Annotated in this window: 18 protein-coding genes and 1 tRNA gene; 4 read left to right on the top strand and 15 right to left on the bottom strand. The window is 72.0% G+C overall.

The genetic code is table 11. The features are described from left to right. Positions 1-83 precede the first annotated feature (83 nt). The 9 genes from IE274_RS27785 to IE274_RS27745 form a co-directional block, all read right to left on the bottom strand. Positions 84-1,733: a long-chain fatty acid--CoA ligase gene (locus IE274_RS27785; protein ID WP_190118628.1), complete on the bottom strand. Its 1,650-nt coding sequence runs from the start codon at positions 1,731-1,733 to the stop codon at positions 84-86. A 335-nt stretch (positions 1,734-2,068) separates the two neighbouring features. After that, the gene (locus tag IE274_RS27780; protein ID WP_372446974.1) at positions 2,069-2,632 is read right to left on the bottom strand and encodes a SigE family RNA polymerase sigma factor; all 564 of its coding nucleotides are present in this window, start codon (positions 2,630-2,632) and stop codon (positions 2,069-2,071) included. Positions 2,633-2,930: 298 nt separating this feature from the next. After that, positions 2,931-3,836, bottom strand: coding sequence for a DUF1906 domain-containing protein (locus IE274_RS27775; protein WP_190118627.1), 906 nt, complete (start codon positions 3,834-3,836; stop codon positions 2,931-2,933). A gap of 52 nt (positions 3,837-3,888) precedes the next feature. Beyond that, positions 3,889-5,055, bottom strand: a complete 1,167-nt coding sequence (locus IE274_RS27770; protein ID WP_190118626.1) for a lipid-transfer protein — start codon at positions 5,053-5,055, stop codon at positions 3,889-3,891. Then, a complete protein-coding gene (locus tag IE274_RS27765) occupies positions 5,052-5,471 on the bottom strand; it encodes a MaoC family dehydratase (RefSeq protein WP_190118625.1) in 420 nt (139 codons plus the stop codon). The genes IE274_RS27770 and IE274_RS27765 overlap by 4 nt, the downstream gene beginning before the upstream one ends. 215 nt (positions 5,472-5,686) lie before the next feature. After that, on the bottom strand, positions 5,687-6,739 hold the full coding sequence (locus IE274_RS27760) for an acyl-CoA dehydrogenase family protein (RefSeq protein WP_190118624.1): 1,053 nt from the start codon (positions 6,737-6,739) through the stop codon (positions 5,687-5,689). 1 nt (position 6,740) lies between these two features. Next, on the bottom strand, positions 6,741-7,919 hold the full coding sequence (locus IE274_RS27755; RefSeq protein ID WP_190118623.1) for a bifunctional MaoC family dehydratase N-terminal/OB-fold nucleic acid binding domain-containing protein: 1,179 nt from the start codon (positions 7,917-7,919) through the stop codon (positions 6,741-6,743). Then, positions 7,916-9,193: an acyl-CoA dehydrogenase family protein gene (locus IE274_RS27750; protein WP_190118622.1), complete on the bottom strand. Its 1,278-nt coding sequence runs from the start codon at positions 9,191-9,193 to the stop codon at positions 7,916-7,918. Before IE274_RS27750 ends, IE274_RS27755 begins: the two co-directional genes overlap by 4 nt. 205 nt (positions 9,194-9,398) lie before the next feature. Beyond that, a complete protein-coding gene (locus IE274_RS27745; RefSeq protein ID WP_190118621.1) occupies positions 9,399-9,710 on the bottom strand; it encodes a hypothetical protein in 312 nt (103 codons plus the stop codon). Between the two features lie 650 nt (positions 9,711-10,360). Here IE274_RS27745 and IE274_RS27740 point away from each other — a divergent pair. Beyond that, positions 10,361-11,233, top strand: a complete 873-nt coding sequence (locus tag IE274_RS27740) for a bifunctional DNA primase/polymerase (protein WP_190118677.1) — start codon at positions 10,361-10,363, stop codon at positions 11,231-11,233. 78 nt (positions 11,234-11,311) lie between these two features. Here IE274_RS27740 and IE274_RS27735 read toward each other — a convergent pair whose 3' ends face one another. From IE274_RS27735 to IE274_RS27720, 4 genes are all read right to left on the bottom strand, one after another. Next, positions 11,312-11,473, bottom strand: coding sequence for a hypothetical protein (locus IE274_RS27735; RefSeq protein ID WP_190118620.1), 162 nt, complete (start codon positions 11,471-11,473; stop codon positions 11,312-11,314). 425 nt (positions 11,474-11,898) lie between these two features. After that, on the bottom strand, positions 11,899-12,138 hold the full coding sequence (locus tag IE274_RS27730; RefSeq protein WP_190118619.1) for a hypothetical protein: 240 nt from the start codon (positions 12,136-12,138) through the stop codon (positions 11,899-11,901). A gap of 544 nt (positions 12,139-12,682) precedes the next feature. After that, positions 12,683-12,769, bottom strand: a tRNA-Ser gene (locus IE274_RS27725). A gap of 50 nt (positions 12,770-12,819) precedes the next feature. Continuing rightward, positions 12,820-14,412, bottom strand: a complete 1,593-nt coding sequence (locus tag IE274_RS27720; protein WP_190118618.1) for a S1C family serine protease — start codon at positions 14,410-14,412, stop codon at positions 12,820-12,822. A gap of 224 nt (positions 14,413-14,636) precedes the next feature. Between IE274_RS27720 and IE274_RS27715 the strand changes: the two genes are divergently transcribed. The 3 genes from IE274_RS27715 to IE274_RS27705 all read left to right on the top strand — a co-directional run bounded on the left by IE274_RS27715 (position 14,637) and on the right by IE274_RS27705 (position 17,333). Further along, complete coding sequence (locus IE274_RS27715; RefSeq protein WP_190118617.1) at positions 14,637-15,479, top strand: glycerophosphodiester phosphodiesterase; 843 nt, start codon at positions 14,637-14,639, stop codon at positions 15,477-15,479. A 53-nt stretch (positions 15,480-15,532) separates the two neighbouring features. Then, positions 15,533-16,159: an ATP-binding protein gene (locus tag IE274_RS27710; RefSeq protein WP_190118616.1), complete on the top strand. Its 627-nt coding sequence runs from the start codon at positions 15,533-15,535 to the stop codon at positions 16,157-16,159. 190 nt (positions 16,160-16,349) lie between these two features. Next, positions 16,350-17,333 carry a DUF5926 family protein gene (locus IE274_RS27705; protein WP_190118615.1) on the top strand — a complete coding sequence of 328 codons (984 nt, stop codon included), beginning with the start codon at positions 16,350-16,352 and terminating at the stop codon, positions 17,331-17,333. A 283-nt stretch (positions 17,334-17,616) separates the two neighbouring features. Here IE274_RS27705 and IE274_RS27700 read toward each other — a convergent pair whose 3' ends face one another. Together IE274_RS27700 and IE274_RS27695 are read right to left on the bottom strand one after the other, a co-directional pair. Continuing rightward, on the bottom strand, positions 17,617-18,267 hold the full coding sequence (locus tag IE274_RS27700) for a hypothetical protein (RefSeq protein ID WP_229909848.1): 651 nt from the start codon (positions 18,265-18,267) through the stop codon (positions 17,617-17,619). 54 nt (positions 18,268-18,321) lie between these two features. Beyond that, positions 18,322-19,041, bottom strand: a complete 720-nt coding sequence (locus IE274_RS27695) for a bifunctional DNA primase/polymerase (RefSeq protein WP_190118614.1) — start codon at positions 19,039-19,041, stop codon at positions 18,322-18,324. Between the last annotated feature and the right edge of the window lie 479 nt (positions 19,042-19,520).

The following is a 19,520-nucleotide window of genomic DNA, read 5'->3' as shown; positions in this document are numbered from 1 at the left end:
CCGGAGAGTACGGCTGCTGCCCCGCGAGCCACGCCCGCGGGGCAGCCGGCGCCGTACCGCGCGTCAGAGCGGCGAGGTGCGGGTCAGAGCTGGGTCACATCCAGCTCGCCCGCCGCGTACTGCCTGCGCAGCACCTTCTTGTCGAACTTGCCGACGCTGGTCTTGGGGACGGCCGGGACGATCGCCCAGCGCTCCGGGAGCTGCCACTTGGCGACGCGGGTGGCGAGGAAGTCGCGCAGGGCGGCGTAGTCGGCGGTGGCGTCCTCCTTGAGGACGACGGTGGCGAGCGGGCGTTCGCCCCACTTGGTGTCGGGGACGGCGACGACCGCGGCCTCGGCGACGTCCGGGTGGGACATCAGCGCGTTCTCCAGGTCGACGGACGAGATCCACTCGCCGCCGGACTTGATGACGTCCTTCGCGCGGTCGGTGAGGGTCAGGAAGCCGTCGGCGCTGATGACACCGACGTCGCCGGTCTTCAGCCAGCCGTCGGAGCTGAACTTGTCCTCGGGCCTGAGGGACTCGCCGCCCGCCCCGCCGTAGTAGGAACCGGCGATCCAGGGGCCGCGCACCTCCAGCTCGCCCGCGGACTCGCCGTCCCAGGGCAGCCGGGTGCCGTCGGGGCCGACCAGGCGGCCCTCGACACCGGCGGGGAAGCGGCCCTGGGTGAGGCGGTAGGCGAACTCCGCGTCGGTGCCGATGGCGTGGGCGGGCGGGCGCGAGACCGTGCCGAGCGGGGAGGTCTCGGTCATGCCCCAGGCGTGGCAGACGCGGACGCCGAGGCGGTCGAAGGCCTCCATCAGCGAGGGCGGACAGGCGGCGCCGCCGATGGTGACCTGAGTGAGACAGCTGACGTCGCGGGGCTTGGCGGTGAGTTCGGCGAGCAGGCCCTGCCAGATGGTGGGCACGGCGGCGGCGTGCGTGGGCCGCTCGGACTCGATCATCTCGGCGAGCGGCGCGGGCTGCAGGAAGCGGTCCGGCATCAGCATGCTGACGCCGGTCATGAAGGTGGCGTGCGGCAGGCCCCAGGCGTTGACGTGGAACTGCGGTACGACGACGAGGGTGAGGTCGGCGTCGGTGAGGCCCATGGACTGGGACATGTTGACCTGCATGGAGTGCAGGTAGATGGAGCGGTGGGAGTAGACGACGCCCTTGGGGTCGCCGGTGGTGCCGGAGGTGTAGCACATGGCGGCGGCGCGGCGTTCGTCCAGCTCGGGCCAGTCGTAGGCGGTGGGCTTGCCCGCGATGAGCTCCTCGTAGTCGTGCACGCGGACGCGGGCGCCGTCGAGGAGGGAACGGTCGCCGGGGCCGGAGACGACCAGGTGCTCGACGGTCGGCATGCGGTCGAGGAGCGGCGCGATGAGGCCCAGCAGCGAACCGTTGATGATGATCACGCGGTCGGCGGCGTGGCCGACGATCCACGTGAGCTGGTCGGCGGGCAGGCGCAGGTTGAGGGTGTGGAGGACGGCACCCATGCAGGGGACGGCGAAGTACGCCTCGACGTGTTCGGCGTTGTTCCACATGAACGTCGCGACCCGCTCGTCCTCCTGGACGCCGAGGTCGTCGCGCAGGGCGTGGGCGAGCCGGGCGGTGCGGGCGCCGACGTCCCGGAAGGTCCGGCGCTGCGGAGCACCGTCACCGGTCCACGTGACGACCTGCGAATCCCCGTGCACGGTCGTCCCGTGGTCGAGGATGCGAGTCACAGTCAGCGGTACGTCCTGCATGGTGCTCAGCACGGCGTCCTCCTGGTGGGCGCGGCACAGGCGACCGGGTGTTCCCGGCGCTCTACCTGGCAGTAGCCCCAGATTCTTGCCGCATACCGCACGGTATGTCACTACCGCGGGAGCACATGGAGAGAAAATGACCGCGATGGAGCGGATGACGTGCAGCGGGTCCTCGTCGGCCCCGGGCCGGTGGCACGGAGCGACGCTCGGCGGAGCGCACGCTCGGCAGGGGGCGGGCTCGACGGCAACGGGCTCGGCGGGGGCGGCCTCGGCGGAGCGCGTGCCCGGCGGAGCACACACTCGGCGGGCCGACGCTCGGCACGCCGACGCCCGGTGGCACCGGACGCTCAGCGAACCGGCGTCAGCTCCGGGTCCTCACGGAGCTTGCCGAGCGCACGCGACACCGCGCTCTTCACCGTACCGATGGAGACCCCGAGCACCTCGGCCGTCTGGGCCTCGCTCAGGTCCTCGTAGTACCGCAGGACGACCATCGCCCGCTGCCGCGCGGGCAGTTTCATGATCGCGCGCCACATCGCGTCGTGCAGCGCCTGCTGCTCGGCCGGGTCACCGGCGGGCACGGTCTCCGGTTCGGGCAGCTCGTCGCAGGCGAACTCGTCGACCTTGCGCTTGCGCCACTGCGAGGTGCGGGTGTTCAGGAGCGCCCGGCGGACATAGCCGTCGAGCGCCCGGTGGTCCTCGATCCGGTCCCAGGCCACATACGTCTTGGTCAGCGCCGTCTGCAGCAGGTCCTCGGCATCGCTCGGGTTCGCCGTAAGCGACCGGGCGGTCCGCAGCAGCACAAGCTGGCGGGCCCGGACGTAGGAGGCGAACGACGGGTAGGCGGAAGGACTCGTGGTCCGCGTCGCGGCCTTCGATGCGCTGGTGCACACGGTCACCATGGATGCGGTCATGGCTCCACGCTAGAAGCGACCCCTACAGCAGCGGATCGGCCGCAGGTCCCGAAGCCTTGTCCGCCTCAGGTTGTACGAGGGGAGCCTGCCCCACCTCCTGAAGGTGGAGGAGGTGGGGCCGACCCCTGCGGGTTCAACCCTGAGGTGTACGAAACCGCCTGGCGGCAGGGGTTCGGGGCCGGGGGCGTACGCGCCCGGCGGACGGTGGGCGCGCGGGAACGGGCCCGGTCTCCGCGGCCAGGCGGACGCGGGTCCGGCTCGGTGCGACGGGGTGGGCCCCTGGTCCCGGAGGGAACCCTTAGCCCAGTGTGGCCACCGGGGCGTCCACAAGGTTGCGGTCGATCGTGATCGTGCGCCCGCCGTGCCGCTCGGTGACGTTGCCCGCGTACTGGTGGATCCGCCGGTTGGGCAGCCAGGAGTCCCGCCCGAGCGCGGGCTCGCCGTACAGATCGGGCTCGATGTTCCAACGCGCGAACCACATCACCTCCGGCAGGTCCTCCACCCCCTGCCGCCGAGCCTCGTCCATGTGCCGTACGCCGGAGTTCGCGCTGCTGTAGAAGCCCGGTACGTAGCCCTGGCCGCGCACTTCGCGATTCCAGGCGCGGACGAACGCGAGGGTGTCGCGGGCGCACGCGCGGTTGTCCTGACGGTACGACTCCATGTCCAGGTAGAGCGGGCTGTCCGGCGCGATGCCCAGGTCCTGGGCCTTGCCGACCGCGTCCGCGCCCTCCCGGGCACCCTGCCGCGCGGGGTTCCGGCCGATGCGGACGTGCTGCTTGTTCTGTGCCACGACGCACGGCGACTGCGACCCGACGTACAGCGGCAGCACCCCCCAGCCCATCCCGTCCACCGACCGCAGCCAGTCCCGGCTCAGGTGCCGCTGGTTCGGGCAGGCCCGGCCGCGGCCGCCGAAGTACACCCCGACCGCCCCGTAGTCCGAGTCCTGCCAGCGCCGCATGGTGTCGGCGGACGGTGCCTGGCAGGTGTCGAAGGCGCGGCCGTAGAAGTGGCCACCGACCCGGCCCGCGGCGGCGGCGCGCACCAGGCCGGGGTCGGGGCCCGGGGGCGGCCCGCCCGGCGGCGCGATCGTGGGCGTCGCTGTCTTCGTGGCCGTGGCCGTCGCGGCGGAGCCCTCCGTGTCCATGGCCAGCGTCGCCATGGCCAGGCCGAGCACGATTCCCAGGAGCTTCTTTCGATGGCGCATGCAGCGAGTGAACGGGCCGGGGCCGCCGCCGAGCGGGGGAGACGCGCCGCGTTCAGCCGTCCGCCGTCAGAATCAGCCCCGATGTGGGGACACCGGTGCCCGCCGTGACGAGGGTGCGCGCGGCGCCGGGTATCTGGTTCACCGCCGTGCCGCGCAGTTGCCGGACGGCCTCGGCCACGCCGTTCATCCCGTGCAGATACGCCTCGCCGAGCTGACCGCCGTGGGTGTTCAGCGGCAGCCGCTCCTTCGCCACGAACTCCGCCGCCTCCCCCGGCTCGCAGAACCCGAACTCCTCCAGTTGCATCAGCACGAACGGCGTGAAGTGGTCGTACAGGATCCCCACATCCACCTCCTGTGGCCCGATCCCCGACGTGCGCCACAACTGCCGTGCCACCACGCCCATTTCGGGCAGGCCGGTGAGGTCGTCGCGGTAGAAGCTCGTCATCTGCTCCTGCGCGCGGCCCGCCCCCTGGGCCGCGGCGGCGATCATGGCGGGCGGGTGCGGCAGGTCACGGGCCCGCTCGGCGCTCGTCACGACGATCGCCTGCCCGCCGTCCGTCTCCTGGCAGCAGTCCAGGAGCCGCAGCGGCTCGACGATCCACCGCGAGGCCGCGTGGTCCGCCAGCGTGATGGGTCTGCCGTGGAAGTACGCCGCCGGGTTCGTCGCCGCGTACTTCCGGTCGGTGACCGCCACGTGGCCGAAGGCCTCCGGCGTCAGGCCGTACGTGTGCAGATAGCGCTGGGCCGCCATCGCCACCCACGACGCGGGCGTGAGCAGCCCGAACGGCAGCGACCAGCCGAGCGCCGCGCCCTCCGCCGACGGCTCCCGGTGCTGCACCCCGGAGCCGAAGCGGCGGCCCGACCGCTCGTTGAACGCCCGGTAGCACACGACGACTTCGGCCACCCCGCTCGCCACCGCGAGCGCCGCCTGCTGCACGGTGGCGCAGGCCGCGCCGCCGCCGTAGTGCACGCGGGAGAAGAAGGACAGGTCGCCCATCCCCGCCGCCTGCGCCACCGTGATCTCCGGGCTGGTGTCCATCGTGAACGTCACCAGGCCGTCGACGTCGGCCGGGCGCAGGCCCGCGTCGTCGAGCGCCGACCGCACCGCCTCCACGGCCAGCTTCAGCTCGCTGCGCCCGGAGTCCTTGGAGAACTCCGTCGCCCCGATCCCGACGACGGCCGCCTTTCCGCCGAGGCTGTCCTTCGCCCGTACGCTCATGCGTCACCCCCGACCCGTACGTCCGCCGTCCCCGACGGCCCGGCGGGCACCGTCACCGTGACGGTGCCGGTCACGTGCTTGCCGATGCCGTTGGCGCCCACGACGCCGACGGTGACCGACGCCAGCTCCCCCTCGGCCTCGACCCGCTCGACCGTCCCTGTCAACGTCATCGTGTCCCCCGGGTAGTTGGGCGCCCCCAGCCTGATCGCCACCTTCCGGAGCGTGGCCTCGGGGCCGAAGCAGTCCGTCATGTACCGCCCCACCAGGCCGTTCGTCGTGAGGATGTTCATGAAGATGTCCGGGGAACCCTTCTCCTCGGCCAGCTCCGCGTCGTGGTGCACGTCCTGGTAGTCCCGCGAGGCGATGGCCCCGGCGACGATGAGGGTGCGGGTGATCGGGATCTCCAGGGGTGGCAAGGCGTCCCCGGGGCGCGGGGGCGCTGGGGTGGCCGCCGGTCGGGCGGACGCGGCTGCCGACGCGGATCGGGCGGATGCCGATCGGGCGGAGGCAGGGGCAGATTCGGATCGGGCGGATTCGGATCGGGCGGATTCGGATCGGGCGGATTCGGATCGGGCGGATTCGGATCGGGCGGATTCGGATCGGGCGGATTCGGATCGGGCGGATTCGGTGTTCATACGGACTCCTCCGTCGCGATCAAGTCGCCCAGTTCGGCGAGGACTTCGCCGCCGCAACCCAGGTACGCGTCCAACTGGCGGCCCCACAGGAAGTGCCGGTGCACCGGGAACTCGACGTCGGCGCCCACCCCTCCGTGCAGATGCTGGCCCGCGTGCACGACGCGGCGGCCCGCCTCCGACGCCCACCACGCGGCGGTCAGCGCGTGCGTGCCGTACGGCAGGCCCTCGTCCCGGCGCCACGCCGCCTCGTACGCCGTGACGCGGATCGCCTCCGTGTCCATGTACGCGTCCGCCGCACGGAGTTGGACCGCCTGCTTCGCCGCGAGCGGACGGCCGAACTGCTCCCGCTCGTTGGTGTACGCCACGGCTCGGGTCAGCGAACCCTCGCAGACCCCGACCTGCAGCCCGGCGAAGGCGGTACGGGCGGTGGCCAACACGTCGTCGTACGCGACCGCTGCCGCGCCGGTGTCCCCCAGCCGTTCCCCCCGCACCCCGTCGAGCACCAGCCTCCCCGCCCGCCACGGCGCCGTCAGCTCGACCGGCTCGCACCGCGCGTCGGCCGGCCGCACCAGCCACAGACTCCGGTCCGCCGCGGCCACCAGGACGACCGTCGCGTCCCGCAGCCACGGCACCCACGCCACCGTCCCGCTCAGCCTGTCGCCCTCGACCCGCACCTGCCCGCCCCCACCACCACCACGCGCGGGGAACGCCCCCGTCGCCACCTCCGTCCCGTCCCGCAGCCCCGGCAGCAGCCTCGCCCGCTGGTCCGCCGAACCGTGCGCCGTCACCGCGAGCAGTCCGTACACACAGCTCACCGCGAACGGCACCTGCGCCGTCGTCCGGCCCTGCTCCTCCAGGAGCTGCACCAGGCCGAGCAGCCCGACCTCCTCCACCGCGCCCGGCAGGCCCGCCGCGCACAGCGCCTTCCACAGCTCGGCGTCCGACGCGCTGCCCGCCGCCGCGAGCCGGTCCGGTGTGGACAGATCCCCGAAGATCCGCGCGGCCAGGTCCTGGGCCGCGGCCTGTTCCGGTGTGGGCGTGAAGTCCATGTCAGCGCACGCCCTCTCGCGCAGAGTCGGCCGCCCCGGCCGGGGGCTCCCCCCGGACCGAAGCCGCGGCACCCTCACGCGCGTCCGTGGTGACCGGCCGGAACACCGGCAGCTCCAACTCCTCGTCGACCCGCCGGAACTCCAGCCGCACCGGCATCCCGATCCGCACCCGGTCGTGCGCCACCCCCACCACCTGGCTGATGATCCGCACCCCCTCGGCCAGCTCGACGAGCACGACCGCGTACGGCACCGCGTCCGCGTCCGCGGCCTGCTCCGACACCACGAACGCCGGGAACGGCGGGTGATGCATCACCACGTACGAATAGACCGTGCCCTCGCCGCTCGCCTCGACCGTGTCCCACTCGGGCGAACCGCAGGCGTTGCAGCCCGGCAGCCAGGGAAAGCGGAGGCGGGCGCAGGAGCCGCAGCGCTGGATCAGCAGCCGGTGCCGGGCCACCCCCTCCCAGAACCCCGCGTTGTCCCTGTTGATCACGGGCCTCGGCCGCCTGGCCCCGCCCGCGACGGCCGCGCCGGCCGACCCGGCGGACTTCCCGGGCCCCCGCGCCCCCGCTGCGCCCTTCGCCCCCGCAGCCCGCTCCGCCCCGGCCCCGCCCGCCCCCATCTGCCGCCGCCGCGCGGGCACGTACTTGAGGATCCGGAACCGATGCGTCCCCGCCGTCTCCCCGTCCACGCGGACGTCCATCCGCGTCGTCACGAAGTACCCCGTACCGAGCTTGGTCGTCTTGCGCTCCGAGACCGACTCGATCACCGCGTCGAAGGTGATCTCGTCCCCGGGGCGCAGCGGACGCAGATACTCCTGCTCGCAGTCGGTCGCCACCACCGACGCGTACCCGGCGTCGTCGAGCAGGGCGAACAACTCGTCGTACGCCTCCGAGCGGCCGCTGTGCCCGGAGAGGCCGCCCATCGTCCACACCTGGAGCATGGTCGGCGGCGCCACGGCCTCCGGCCCGCCGTACCCGGGATGGGTGTCCCCCATCGCCTCGCACCAGTGCCTGATCATCGGCTCGTTCACCGGGTCCTTGCCGCGCCCGGCGACCGCGGCGGCCTGCCCCTCGTACGCCCGCAGCTTCTCGTACAGCTCATCCGGCTCCCGCGGCCCGTCCGATCCGCCGGGCCCACCGGGCCCACCCGGTCCGCCCGCCTCGTCCCCGCGCGTCATCGCCGCCCCCTCCGCATCCCGAGCCGCATCGTCGCCACGATCTCCCGCTGCACCTCGCTCACCCCGCCCCCGAAGGTGTTGATCTGCGCCGCCCTGTTCATCCGCTCCAGCTCCCCGTCCCCGGCCGTCCCCAGTGCCAGGGAGCCGGGCGAACCGGCCCGCACGAGCCCCACGTCCCCCGCGATCTCCTGACATATTCGGTACACCTCGACCGCCGATTCGGTTCCCATGAACTTCACGCCGCTCGCGTCCCCCGGGGCCGGACCGCCAGCCTCCACATCGCCCACCAAACGCCAGTTGAGCAGGCGCGTTGCCGCGAGCCGCGCATGCGCCTCGGCCAGCTTCAAACGGACCCACGGGGCGTCAATCCGGCGCTCGCCAGTCACCGGATCAGGTGAACGCGCGGCCGTGCGTGCCGCCGCGTAGAAGTCCTCGGCCTGCATGCCGATCGCCGCGAGCGCGATCCGCTCGTGGTTGAGCTGGTTGGCGATGAGGTGCCAGCCGCCGTGCTCCTCGCCGACGAGGTTCCCGGCGGGGACGCGTACGCCGTCGTAGTACGTCGCCGTCGTGGTCTGGCCGCCGACCGTCTCGATCGGCGTCCAGGAGAAGCCGGGCGCGTCGGTCGGCACGAGGATGATCGAGATGCCCCGGTGCTTGGGGGCCTCGGGGTCGGTGCGGCAGGCGAGCCAGATCCAGTCGGCGTTGTGGGCGTTGGAGGTGAAGCTCTTCTGGCCGTCGATGAGCCAGCCGTGGCTCACGCCACGTTCGCTCCCTGCGCCACTCTCGACACGCGCGTCATGCCCGCTCTCTGCACCACTCCCGACATGCGCACCCCGTCCGTCCCTCCCGCCTCCCGTTCGTACGGCCCGCGTCCGCAGAGAGGCCAGATCCGTGCCCGCGGACGGCTCGCTGTATCCGATCGCGAAGACGGTTTCGCCGCGCAGGATGCCGGGCAGAAGGGTGGCCTTCTGCTCCTCGGTCCCGTACTTCATGAGGGTCGGGCCGACGGTGTTCAGCGTGACCATCGACACGGGGGCGCCCGCGCGGTACGCCTCGTCGAAGAACACGAACTGTTCGTCCGCGCCGCGCCCCTGGCCCCCGTACTCGACGGGCCAGCCGAGGCCGAGGTACCCGTCCGCGCCGATGTGCCGCAGGAGCCGCCGCTGCCCGGCCGGGTCGTCGCTCGCGGGCGGGCCCTCGGGCATCAGCTCGCGGAAGTACGCGCGCAGTTCGGCGCGCAGACGCTGCTGGCGTTCGGTGGGGGCGAGGTGCACGGGGGCGGCCTCTCCTTCTCGTACGGCCTCGTACGGCCTCGTACCGGGAACAGTTTCTGACTGTCCGTCAGAAACCGAACCGGCGTCAAGGCCCCCGTCACCCCCGAACACAGCTGCGCGGCGGTGCCCGAGGCACCGCCGCGCAACGTGTCACATCACCCCACGGAGCAGCCTCCCGAGGATCACTCCCCAACGAGGCCCGAGGTCACCACAGTTCGCTGAAGTTGACGGCGACGTTCGAGTTGCCCTGGTTGATCGCCGTGAACGCGGAACCGTTCACCTGAGCCGTGTTGCTCTGGTTCGAGGCGCCGTTGCCAACCGCCTGCTGCTGCGTGGTGGACGAGTTGCCGTTGTTGTCGTCGCCGACGCCGCTGCCGTTGACCGTGGCCACACCGGCGTTGGATCCGTCGTCCGCGAACGAGCCGTTGTCGGCCATCGCAACACCGGAGAAGAGAGCGGCGGCGAGGGGCAGGGCCGCGACAGCAGCGAGGGCACGGGCGGTACGGATGCTTGCCATGTCATTCCTCCAGAACGGGAGCTACGCACCGGCGGGAAGCCGGATGCGCCTCAAGTAGCGCTTGCTCCGGGACAGTTGGCCGACCGTCCCGGTTTGCATCTGCACGACGTCGCGAGATCAGAGTTGCCCACCGAATCCCCGGCGAACCAGTCCGGAAGGCCCGATTCCCCCGCAAGCATGAGGACAAGTCGATAAACACGCTTCGCGCCCCCGAAGTCGCAGCTCAGCGCCAAGGTGGTGGCCGAGGCCAGGCGCCGCACGGGCTGAAGCGTTCCGGCAGCCGCCCGAAGTAGGGGGCGCCGTCCGCGGACAGCGCGCCACCCCGGGCCACCCCCCTTCCCTTCATCGAACGCTTGTACGAAACTGAAGTCATGGCCCCCATCGACCGCCATGCCGCAGACCGCTATGCCGCCGACCACATCCCCCGCCGCGCGGCGGAGCCCGCGCCTCGCTCGGCGGAGCAGCACGGCGCGGAGCCCGCCGAAGCCGACGCGGCCGCGCCCCACGCCGCCGCACCTCGTGCCTCCGAGTCCCACACCTCCGGGCCTCCCACCTCCGGACCCTGTACGTCCGCATCCCACGCCCCCGAGCCCCACCCGGCCGACCACCCCTCCGCAGGCCGCGCCGACCGCCGCACCGCCACCCTCGCGCTGGCCCACGCCCTGACCGCGGCCGAGCGCGGCCTCGCCGTCATCCCGCTCTCCCGGACGAAGCTCCCGGCGCTGCGCTCCCCGCATCACGCCGAGCCGCATCACAGGGACCCGCGCCGCCACGCCGCCCCACACCACTCACCCCCCTGCCGAGGCGAATGCGGCCGCATGGGACACGGCGTCCACGACGCGTCGACCGACCCCCAACGCATCCGCGAACTGTTCGCCGCCGCGCCCTGGGCCTCCGGCTACGGCATCGCCTGCGGGCTGCCGCCCTACCACCTGATCGGCATCGACCTGGACACCAAGTCGGGCGTCGACGCCCCCGCCGAACTGCGGGAGTTGGCACTGCGGCACCTGTTCACGATCCCGGAGACGGTGGTCGTGGCGACGCCGAGCGGGGGCCGCCACATCTGGCTGGCCGGGCCGCCCGACACCGTCGTACCGAACTCCGCGGGCCGCCTGGCTCCCGGCATCGACATCCGCGGCGCGGGCGGCTACCTGGTCGGCCCCGGTTCCCGTACCGAACACGGCGTCTACAGCGTGGTCCCCGGCACCGCCCACCTCCCGCCGGCCACCTGCCCGCCCGCGCTCCTGCGCCTGCTCACCCCGTCACCCCGCCGCCACCGGCCCGCGCACGCGGGTGCCCCCGCGGACCCCCAACAGGGCCAGGGCCTCGTCCAGTTCGTCCTCGCCGCGCACGCGGGACAGCGCAACACGCGGCTGTTCTGGGCGGCATGCCGCGCGTACGAGAACGGCTTCGGCGAGGCCCTCACCGCGCCCCTCACCGACGCAGCCGTCCGCGTGGGCCTCACCGCACGCGAGGCGGCATCGACGATCGCGTCGGCAGCACGCCTGACGGGCTATGCGTAGGCGCTGCCGCGCACAGGCAGAGAAGACGTATCCCGCACGCCGCACGCCGCGGGCCCTACGCCGCGCATCGAAGCCGAGTCACAGTCCCCGCTGGTCCGTCGACGACCGTGACTTGCCGGGCGAGGACGGCCGGTCGTCGAAGATGACGAGGTGCCAGTCGCCCTTCTCCCGCACCACGGAGAAGACGTCCCGCAGCCCCTTCCCGGACTTCTCCCGCGCCTCCAACTTCGCGGAACCCACGTCCGGCCCCATGTCGAACGTGACCCCGACATCGACGATCGACAGCTCCCGACCGCCCCTCTCGGCAAGGATCCGCCGCGCTTCCCGCCGGGCCCGCGAGTCATCGGGTACGCCACCCACCTTGATCAGCCCGTCCGCATCACGCGCGTTCAGCGCCCGCACATAGGACTCGACCGCGCCCCGGGCCTCCCGAGCCGAATCACCGGACGGCTCCTCACCACCCGCACCGCCGCCACACCCCACCAAGAGCCCAACACCCGCGGCTACGCCCACGAGTTGCCGTCGATACACACGACTCACCCTCCCCCTGGCAGACCCACCCCCACTATCCTCCCCGCCGCCGAACGCCCGTCAGAGAAAAAGGAAGTGGCGGACCATCACATGATGGCCCGCCACTCACGCACGCGGCTTTCAGAGAAGTGTCGTCAGCACTTCTTCTTGGTCTTCACAGAAACCCACGGACGGCACTTGCCCGGAGCAACGGGCCCGGTCATCGGCACGTTCTTCCAGATGTAACCCTTCTTGCACACCTGCACCTGGGAAAGATCAAGGCATGCGTTGGGGTCGAAGGTGATGGCGCGGGCTTCGCTCTGGTTGCCCGGAAGCGCGACAAAGAGCGTGACGCTGAACAGACCCGTCAGGATTGCCGTGCAAGCCTTACGCATTTACATTCTCCCGTTTCGAATTGCAGGCGCCAGAGTGCTGGCGCCGAGAGATCATGCGTTTCCCACAATCCGCATGTCAAGAATGGTTAAGGACCCTCAGCAGCAAACGCCTAGTCGTGGCGAAACCGGCAAAACACCCCACCGATATATGGACATTGAGGGTAAGTTGGGCGCAGAATGGTTCACGGCTTGAGGTGAACATCACACGTTAATCCCGGTGATCATTTACAGCTCCCGCACCCATTTCCCCCACTCGGGGAGGCGCGAAGCACGAACCCATGCCGTCAGCGGGGGAGTTGAAATGGGTGATGTCCAACTCTCCTTGCTTATAAGGAAATGCACCTCGTGTGCCCTGCCCGCGGCGTACTCTCAATTCCCCGCCACCGCTCGACGGAACTGGTCCAAGGAAGGCAAGTCCGCCGCAGCCAGGGCCGGTTGCGACAGCCAGGGCCGGTTGGGCCCTCAGGGAGCGGAAAACGAAAGAGGCGGGGTGACCGGAAAATTCCGGTCACCCCGCCTCCTCGGGCCGCACGGCCAGATCCTGCGGTGGGTGTGGGATTTGAACCCACGGTGACATCGCTGCCACGACGGTTTTCAAGACCGTTCCCTTAGGCCGCTCGGGCAACCCACCCCGCGCCCGTGGCCGGTGTGCGGCTGTGGCGCGGGGTCAAGAGTAGCGGGTCAGCCGTCGCCCTTGCGTGCGCCGAGGGTGACGTCGGCGGTGCGCTCCTTGCCGTCGCGTTCGTAGGTGATCTTGACGGTGTCGCCGGGGCGGTGGGTCCAGATCTGGCCGATGAGGGTCGGGCCGCTGTCGATGACCGTGTCGTCGAGCTTCTTGATGACGTCGCCGGACTTGAGGCCCGCCTTGGCCGCCGGGCCGCCCGGCTCCACGGCGGCGCCGGAGTTGCCGGCGCCTCGGTCGGAGATGGTCGCACCGTCCGAGGTGTTCGCCAGGGAGACCGAAGCGCCGATCACCGGATACGTCGCCTCGCCCGTCTTGATCAGCTGCTGGGCCACGTTCTTCGCCTGGTTGACCGGGATCGCGAAGCCCAGGCCGATCGAGCCGGACTGGCCGCCACCGCCCATGCCGCCGCTGTCCGCGGGCTTGATCGCGGAGTTGATGCCGATGACCGCGCCGCGCGCGTCCAGGAGCGGGCCGCCGGAGTTGCCCGGGTTGATGGACGCGTCCGTCTGCAGCGCGCTCATGTACGAACTCTTGCTGCTGCCGCCGTCGCTGGAGGTCACCGGGCGGTTCTTCGCGCTGACGATGCCCGTCGTGACCGTGTTGGAGAGGCCGAAGGGGGCGCCGATGGCGATCGTGGAGTCGCCGACGGCCACCTTCTCGGAGTCGGCGAGCGGCAGCGGGGCGAGGTCCGACGGCTTGTTCTTGAGCTTGATCACCGCTACGTCGTAGCCCTCGGCGCGGCCGACGACCTCGGCGTCGAACTTCTTGCCGTTCGAGAACGTCGCCGACAGCTTGCCGCCCTGCGCCGCGGACGCCACCACGTGGTTGTTGGTGAGGATGTGGCCCTGCTTGTCGTACACGAAGCCGGTGCCCGTGCCGCCCTCGCCGCTGCCGCTCTGGGCCTCGATGGTGACGACGCTCGGCAGCGCCTTGTTCGCGATGCCCGCCACCGAGCCGGGCTCCCGCTTGAGGTCGGCCGGGCTGTCCGACGCGGAGACCGTCGTCGAGTCCGTGCTGTTGTCGTCGTTGCGGTCCGCCGCCCAGAAGCCGAGGCCGCCGCCGACCCCGCCCGCGATCAGCGCCGCCGCGAGCACCGCCGCGACCAGGCCGCCGCGCCGGGCACCCGGCTTCGGCGCGGCCGGCTGCTCCGCCGTCCAGGACGCGCCCCAGCCCGTACCGCCGGAGCCGCCGCCCTGCGCGTACGACGGCACCGCCGGAGGCGGCGGCCACGCCCCGGAGGGCGACGCGGCGGGCGCGGGCTGCCGGCCGTACCCCGCACCCGTCTGCCCGGCCTGCGTGTACCCGGCGGCGGGCTGTCCGGCCCCCGTCTGGCCCGCGCCGACATGCCCGGCCGTGTGCGCGTAGGGATCGGGGACGTTCGGCGCCGGGGCCGCCGGGGCAGGGGCCGCCGGAGTCGCCGGAGCCGGAGCCGGGGTCGCGGTCGGAGCCGCCGGGGCAGCCTCGGCCGCCGCAGGCTGGTCCACCGGTGGCGCCGCGGCGTCGGGTGCGGAAGCAGCGGGAGTGTCCACCGGCACAGGAGGTGCGGACGGGGCCGGGGGTACCTCAGTGCCCTCGTTCTCGGTGCTCACAGCTTCTTCTCCTCGGTCCACGCTGTCGTACTCGGTCACGGCCTGAGAGCAGCAGACGATCATTTCGGTTCAGTTTTGTCTGCAGTCAGCTTTTCCCATGGGCTGTCAGGGCACCATAAGCCGATGCTGTGCGTTCACGGTGGGCGAAACCGCCCCATTCGGACAGCCCAGCGGACACCCGCGGACGCCAGCCGGACACCCGCGGTCGATGGCACGATGACGCGGTGACCCATGCACGACAGCACCAGATCCAGGTCGTCGCCCACCGCGGAGCCTCCGAGGACGCCCCGGAGCACACCCTGGCCGCGTACAAGAAGGCGGTCGAGGACGGCGCCGACGCCCTCGAATGCGACGTACGGCTCACCGCGGACGGCCATCTCGTCTGCGTCCACGACCGCCGCGTCAACCGCACCTCCAACGGTCGCGGCGCCGTCTCCGCCCTGGAGCTCGCCGATCTCGCCGCCCTCGACTTCGGCTCCTGGAAGAACGGCGGCGACCCCGGGGACGGGGAGGGGCCCGACTGGGACGAGGGGCAGGACCCGTCCGACACGCGGGACACCTCCGTCCTCACCCTGGAGCGGCTCCTGGAGCTGGTGGCCGAAAACAATGCCTCCGGACGCCGCGTCCAGCTCGCCATCGAGACCAAGCACCCCACCCGCTGGGCGGGCCAGGTCGAGGAGCGGCTGCTGCACCTCCTGAAGCGCTTCGGCCTGGACGCCCCGCCCGCCGAGGGCCCCTCGCCCGTACGCGTCATGAGTTTCTCCGCGCGGTCGCTGCACCGCGTGCGCGCCGCGTCCCCGACCCTGCCCACCGTCTATCTGATGCAGTTCGTCTCGCCCCGCCACCATGACGGCCGCCTCCCGCAGGGCGTGCGGATCGCGGGCCCGGGCATCCGGATCCTCCGCAACCACCCCGGATACGTCGCCAAGCTCAAGCGGGCCGGGCACCAGGTCCACGTGTGGACCGTGAACGAGCCCGCGGACGTCGAGCTGTGCGCCCGGCTCGGCGTGGACGCGATCATCACCAACCGCCCGAAGCAGGTGCTGTCCCAACTCGGCCGCGCCTGACGCCCATTACGGGGAGTGCACCGGCGCGTTCGGTGCGTATTCGACCGTGTCGAGTGCGTCACCATCGTGGTGTTGGCCGGTTTCCGGTCCAGTCCATTGGGGCATCCACACCGTGGCGTGGGGCAAAGGAGGTCTCGGGGGTGGCGTTTGTGGTGGCACAGGAGGTGCCCACGTCGTCGAGCATGGCCGTACCCCATGGTCCTGCGGGCGTGGGAGAAGCCAGACACCGAATGCGCGATCAATTGCGCGGCAACGGGGTGTCGGAGTCGGTCATCGACGATGCCGTACTGATCCTTTCCGAACTCCTCAGCAACGCCTGCCGACACGGCAGGCCGCTGGGCGAGGGGCTCAACGGGGACGGCGACGACGGAGACGTACGCGCCGCGTGGCGCGTCGAGAAGACCGGACGGCTGACGGTCGAGGTGACGGACGGCGGCGGGCCGACCCGCCCGATTCCGGCCACTCCTTCGGTCACGGCCCACGGCGGCCGCGGGCTCAACATCATCACCGCCCTCGCCGAGGCGTGGGGGGTCCGCGACGACACCCACGGCGAGGTCACCGTCTGGGCCCTGGTGCAGTCCGGGCACCGCCGCGAGGACTTCGCTACGCGCGTCGCCGCGCCGTCCGTGGCCGCGATATCCGACCTGGGGTTCGCGGACCCCTTCGACGACGTGGACTGATCCGGCGCGGGCCGAGTGGACGGCCCCGGCGCCGACCGATCCGACGCGCACCCGGTCCCCGAAGCCGATCCGACGCATACCCGGTCCCCGGCGGACCGCCCCGGCGCCCACCCGGTCCCCCGGGCCCCCGACGGCGAACGGCTAGGCTCGCGCCCGTACGCAAGCGAGCCGTAACCGGGAGACACCCACGATGGCCAAGAAGCGCCCGCAGACCAAGGGCAACCAGGGCAACAAGGGCAAGCAGCCGCAGCTCAAGGACCACGAGGTCCCGGTCGTCGGCGCCCGGGAACCCTGCCCCTGCGGTTCGGGCCGCCGGTACAAGGCCTGCCACGGCCGGGCCGCCGCGCACGCCGTGACCGAGCTGGTGCAGCGCCCCTTCGACGGCCTGCCCGGCGAGTGCGACTGGGTGGCCCTGCGCGAGCTGGTCCCCGCCGCGACCGTCGAGCTCACCCTGAAGGACGGCCTCCCCGAGGGCGTGCCCTCCGTGACGCTGGCGACCGTCCTGCCGATGGCCTGGCCCGCGCTGCGCCGCGACGACGGCTCGGTCCTGCTGGGCCTGCAGAACGACACCTCCTCCGGCGACATCAGCCGCGACCTCGCCGACACCCTCCAGCGCGCCCTCACCACCGAGCCCGGCCAGCCGGTCCCCGGCCGCCGCGCGCCCGGTGACGGCCCGCGGCTGCAGGAACTCATCGACGAGAAGAGCGCCTTCGAGCCGGTCGTGCACCCCGGGTTCGAGTTCTGGGTGCCGGACGCGGAGAACGCGACGCCGGAGGTGGCCGCCTCCCTGGAGCGGGCGAACGCCGCCGCCATCCCGACGGTCAAGCTCTCCGGAGTCGACGCCGCGTACTGGTGCGAGACCCCGGAGAAGAACCACCTGCGCTGGGTCATGCCGCACCCGGAGGAGCAGCTCCTCGACGCGCTCGCCCGGCTGCACGCGGCCGGCGCGTCGAGCCTCGGCGAGGGCACCCGCCTGGTCGGGTCCTTCCGCGCGCACGGTCTGACCGTGCCGGTATGGGACCTTCCGACCGGTATGGGGGCCGCGGACATCGAGCAGCCCGCCGCCGAGTTCGCGTCGCGCCTCACGACAGCGCTCGCGGCGACGGAACCGCTGACTCCGGAGGAGCGCCGGGCCCGCGGCGGCCTCACCAACCGACAGGTCACCCTGAGCTGACCTGTCCGGGTCTCCGCTCACCCCGGGAGCGCCCCGGCCGGACTGACCCACCAGTCAGTCGGAACGGAACGCGTGACTCCTGTCACAACTCCCCTTGGACACAGGTAAATCCCTGTCCGGATAACTGAGATCGAATTTGCCAAGCGCCGATCTCTTGTTACCGTTCAGGTAGCCCGGTTGCTGGTGCATCCCCCGTCGCCAGCAACCGGGCGTTTCTGTGCCCGGTGCACACCCGGCGGCCGCACGACGGTCGACAACTGTCCCAACTGCACCGCGACACCGCTCAGTTGCTGCCGGAGCGCAGCAGCAGCGCGGCTCCGCCCGCACGGGCGAACTCCGCCACCGCCGTGTACCGCGCCGCGCCTCCCGCCGTGCGCTCACGGGGCGTCTCGCACGCCGCCGGCTCGTCGTCGGCGCCCACCGCGCAGTGCATCTCCACCGTGCGCCCCTTCGGCCCCATGACGCTCAGAACGGCCGTCAGCGCCTCACCCGTGGCGTTGCGGTAGTAGGTACGCGCCCAGGTGTCGTCGGCCTGGGACAGGACGCAGGTCTGGGCCTCCACACCGTGCGGCGAGGAGAGTTCGGGACCGCACCGGGCGGTGGTCTCCGCCGGGGGCGCCGAGTCGTACGCGGGGGCGGCCGGATCCGCGGGCTTGTCCTGCGGCCGGGACGGCGGCGGGGACTGCGGCGGGGACGACGGCGGGGACGACGATCGCGGCGAGGATCCGGCAGGCGCTCGGCCGGACGGCCCGGACTCGGACCGCCCGGACTCGGACGGCCCGGACCGCTCGGACAGCAGCCCCTCGGCGGGACGCTTCGCGTCCTCGTGGAGCACGGGTCCCGCGGAGGCGCCGGCGAGCGGCACGAGCACCGCGAGGGCCACGACTCCCAGGAGCGCGAGCAGGCGGGGGTTCACGGCCGGGCGCGGGTGCATGGCCCGAAGATAACGACGATGGGCACGCGGAACGTTCGCCGCGCGCCCAAGGCCCTACAACTCGGGCGCGCTCACACCCGTACGAGTGAGCGCGTCGACCACCGCGTCGACCACGGCCTCGACATCGGGCACCCAGGGGGCGGCCGAGCCGGGCAGCGGTGCGCGCTCCCAGTGGACCTGGCCCTGGCCCGTCTCCGACGGCGGCAGCGCCACGTACCCGCCGTCGCCGTGGAACCGGAGCGAGCCCGGGACCCAGTCCTTGGCGTACAGGAGCGCGCCCAACTGCTCCATCGAGTACGGCGCGACGAGGATGAAGACGCGGGCCGGGGTGGCCACGACCGGGCCGAGGCGGACGCCCGCCTCGTCGAGTGCGGCGAGGGCGCGCGCGCCGGCCGGCGCGGGCAGGCTCACGGCGCACGGGGCGCGTCCGCCGGTGGCGAGGAGCACCGGTGCGCCGGGGCGGTTGGTCCACCACCAGCGCACCATGCGCTCGTCGGTCGTCGCGGCGAGCAGGCCCGGGTCGAGCGGGTGGGCGCCGGGGAAGCCGCATTCGGGGTCGGGGCAGGCGCAGCGCGCTGTGGTGTCGCGCCGCTCGGACGTGCGGGTGCCCCTGGCGTTCCTGACCTGGCCGTCGATGCCGACGCCGGGCAGCACGGGCCAGCGCCATTCGGTCGCGAAGGTCATGGCCGCGCCGAGCAGAGCGGGACTCTGGTCAGACTTCCTACCGATTCGCCAGGACAGGAGCCTGCGTCGCCTTCCGAGGATCTCGCGCATGAGCGCTCGTTCCTTTCCGTTACACGCAGAGGGACACTTCGGGCCACATCACACCATGTGTGGATCACTATCGCCGTGCGTACGAGGTGCGCGTACTAGGTGCAAGCAAGTGCGTACAGGTGCGTACAAGCTGGCGCATCACACCCCAGCCTGCGGCATGGGGCTCCCCTATGGGCCGAGCGTTGACGTGGCGTGGGGTGGCGGCGCCTGGCGTTTGCCGTCCCGCGTATTTCTTGCCGCCCGTGCCACGGGAGGATGGGGCACGGTCGCCGTGGGTTAAGACGCTCGGGTCCGCCACCAGGTTCCGGGCGTCCCGCAACTGCCCCTGGCCATCACCGAGTACGTACCCATCACGACCGCTGTGACGCTCCTTCGAACGATGTCAGTCGACCGCAATATGCCGTTCCCTGCAACAGTTTTCAGACAAGTTCTCAAGATCGCTGTCAGTTCCCGGAATTCACTCCCGCCCCACTGGACAC

This window comes from Streptomyces flavofungini (genome assembly GCF_014650815.1).
Classification (GTDB): Bacteria; Actinomycetota; Actinomycetes; order Streptomycetales; family Streptomycetaceae; genus Streptomyces; species Streptomyces flavofungini.
This window is presented reverse-complemented; position numbering and strand designations above follow the sequence as displayed.

Excerpts from the sequence above, each read along its gene's own strand:
- IE274_RS27775 (WP_190118627.1), bottom strand. The coding sequence starts at position 3,836 with ATGCGCCATCGAAAGAAGCTCCTGGGAATCGTGCTCGGCCTGGCCATG.
- IE274_RS27695 (WP_190118614.1), bottom strand. The coding sequence starts at position 19,041 with ATGCGCGAGATCCTCGGAAGGCGACGCAGGCTCCTGTCCTGGCGAATC.
- IE274_RS27780 (WP_372446974.1), bottom strand. The coding sequence starts at position 2,632 with ATGACCGCATCCATGGTGACCGTGTGCACCAGCGCATCGAAGGCCGCG.
- IE274_RS27755 (WP_190118623.1), bottom strand. The coding sequence starts at position 7,919 with ATGACGCGCGGGGACGAGGCGGGCGGACCGGGTGGGCCCGGTGGGCCC.
- IE274_RS27705 (WP_190118615.1), top strand. The coding sequence starts at position 16,350 with ATGGCCAAGAAGCGCCCGCAGACCAAGGGCAACCAGGGCAACAAGGGC.
- IE274_RS27730 (WP_190118619.1), bottom strand. The coding sequence starts at position 12,138 with ATGCGTAAGGCTTGCACGGCAATCCTGACGGGTCTGTTCAGCGTCACG.
- IE274_RS27745 (WP_190118621.1), bottom strand. The coding sequence starts at position 9,710 with ATGGCAAGCATCCGTACCGCCCGTGCCCTCGCTGCTGTCGCGGCCCTG.
- IE274_RS27760 (WP_190118624.1), bottom strand. The coding sequence starts at position 6,739 with ATGGACTTCACGCCCACACCGGAACAGGCCGCGGCCCAGGACCTGGCC.
- IE274_RS27770 (WP_190118626.1), bottom strand. The coding sequence starts at position 5,055 with ATGAGCGTACGGGCGAAGGACAGCCTCGGCGGAAAGGCGGCCGTCGTC.
- IE274_RS27700 (WP_229909848.1), bottom strand. The coding sequence starts at position 18,267 with ATGCACCCGCGCCCGGCCGTGAACCCCCGCCTGCTCGCGCTCCTGGGA.